We start from the raw sequence: 1940 nt of genomic DNA on the forward strand, positions 1-1940 counted from the left end.
AGGGCGCCCGGCGGGCGCCCTGCTCCGCGGGTCAGCCCTTGACCGCGCCGGTGAGCATGCCCTTCTTGAAGTGCTTCTGGACGAAGGGCGAGAGCACGGCGACGGGCAGCAGGGCCAGGACCATGACGGCCATCTGGATGGACAGCGGCGACAGGTTGCCGGTGTTGATCGCCTGCGCGAGACCTGTGGGCCGCTCCTGCTTGATGACGAGCTGGTTCATCACGTTCTGCAGCGGCATCATGTCCGGATCACTCAGGTAGATCGACGCGTTGAACCAGGCGCTCCAGTAACCCACCGCGTAGAACAGGGAGATGACGGCGACGACCGCGCGGGACAGCGGCAGCACGATCTGCCACAGGATGCGGAAGTCGCCGGCTCCGTCGATGCGAGCGCTCTCGATCAGCTCCTGCGCGGTGTTCATGAAGAACGCCCGCAGCACCAGCACGTTGAACACGCTGATCGCGCTGGGCAGGATCAGCGCCAGATAGCTGCCGGTCAGTCCCACGCCCTGCACGACCAGGTACGTCGGGATGAGTCCGGCGCTGAAGAACATGGTGGCCAGCAGCGTCAGCAGCAGCGGCCGGTGCAGCAGCGAACCGGAACGGGACAGGCCGTAGGCGCACAGCACCGACACCGTCATGCTGAACAGCGTGCCGACCACCGTGACGCCGACGCTGACCATGGTGGCGCGGGTGACCTGGCCGCCGCTCAGCAGCTCCTGGTACGCGACGAACGTGATGCCGCGCGGGATGACGACGAGCCCGCCGGCCTCGGTGATCGTCTTCACCGACGACAGGCTGGTGACGACCACCACCCACAGCGGGAAGAGCACGGCCGCGCACACCAGGGTGAGCAGCACGCCCTTGCCGGCGAGTCCGGTCGGCCCCGGCTGCTCCTCCCAGCTGGGCCGCAGATGTGTGCGGGCGGCTCCGGGCCGCGTGTGGTGCGTGGTGGCACTCACCGCTTGTACACCCCCTGCTCGCCCATCAGGTGGGCGACCTTGTTGGCGGCCAGCACCAGCAGCAGACCGAAGACTCCCTTGACGATGCCGACGGCGGCGGCGTAACTGAAGTCGCCGTACTGGATGCCGACGTTCCAGACGTAGGTGTCGAGCACTTCCGCGGCGGTCGGCCCGACGGCGGTGCGCTGGAGCAGGATCTGCTCGAAGCCGACCGTCAGCGCGTTGCCGACCTGGAGCACCAGCAGCAGCGCCGCCACCGGGCGCAGCGCGGGCAGCGTCACGTGCCACATGCGCCGCCACCGCCCGGCGCCGTCCATCGCGGCCGCCTCGTACATCTCCGGGTTGACGGCGGCGAGCGCGGCCAGGAAGACGATGACGCCCCAGCCGGCGTCCTTCCAGATCATCTCGAAGGTGATCAGGAACTTGAACAGCGCCGGGTTGGTCATCAGGTCGATACCGTCGAAGCCGTGCTGCCGCAGGGTCTGCGAGACGAGCCCGGCGCCGCCGAACATCTGCTGGAAGATGGTGACGACCAGCACCCAGGAGAAGAAGTGCGGCAGGTAGAGGATGGCCTGCGCGACCGCCCGGACCCGGGGGCGCACGAAGCTGTTGATGAACAGCGCCAGCGCGATCGGGATGGGGAAGAACAGCGTCAGCTGGATGAGGAAGATCGCCAGCGTGTTCTGCAGGGCCTGCCAGAACAGCCGGTCGCCGACCATGCGGGAGAACTGCTCGACCCCCACCCACGGGCTCTGCGCCATCGCCTGCCAGGCGTTGTCCGCGACGTACGGGTCGTAGTCCTGGAAGGCGACGATGTTGCCGAGCAGCGGTACGTAGGCGAAGAGCAGCAGCAGGAGCAGCGCGGGCAGCGTCATCAGCAGCAGCGTGCGGTCGCGCCGCAACCGGTGCCGCCAGGTCATGCCGCCCGCCGCGCGGCCGGTCTTCGGCGGCGGCGGGGCCGGTAGCGGCGGGGGGTCGG

Annotated in this window: 2 protein-coding genes; both read right to left on the reverse strand. The window is 68.7% G+C overall.

Going from position 1 to position 1940, the window contains the following annotated elements:
* Window positions 1-31: 31 nt before the first annotated feature.
* Window positions 32-961: a carbohydrate ABC transporter permease gene (locus ACYVE9_RS24900; RefSeq protein ID WP_461030148.1), complete on the reverse strand. Its 930-nt coding sequence runs from the start codon at window positions 959-961 to the stop codon at window positions 32-34.
* Window positions 958-1940 (reverse strand): ABC transporter permease (locus ACYVE9_RS24905; RefSeq protein WP_461030149.1); only part of this gene is annotated, 983 nt, incomplete at its 5' end. The genes ACYVE9_RS24900 and ACYVE9_RS24905, both read right to left, overlap by 4 nt.

Source organism: Streptomyces sparsus (assembly GCF_054776295.1).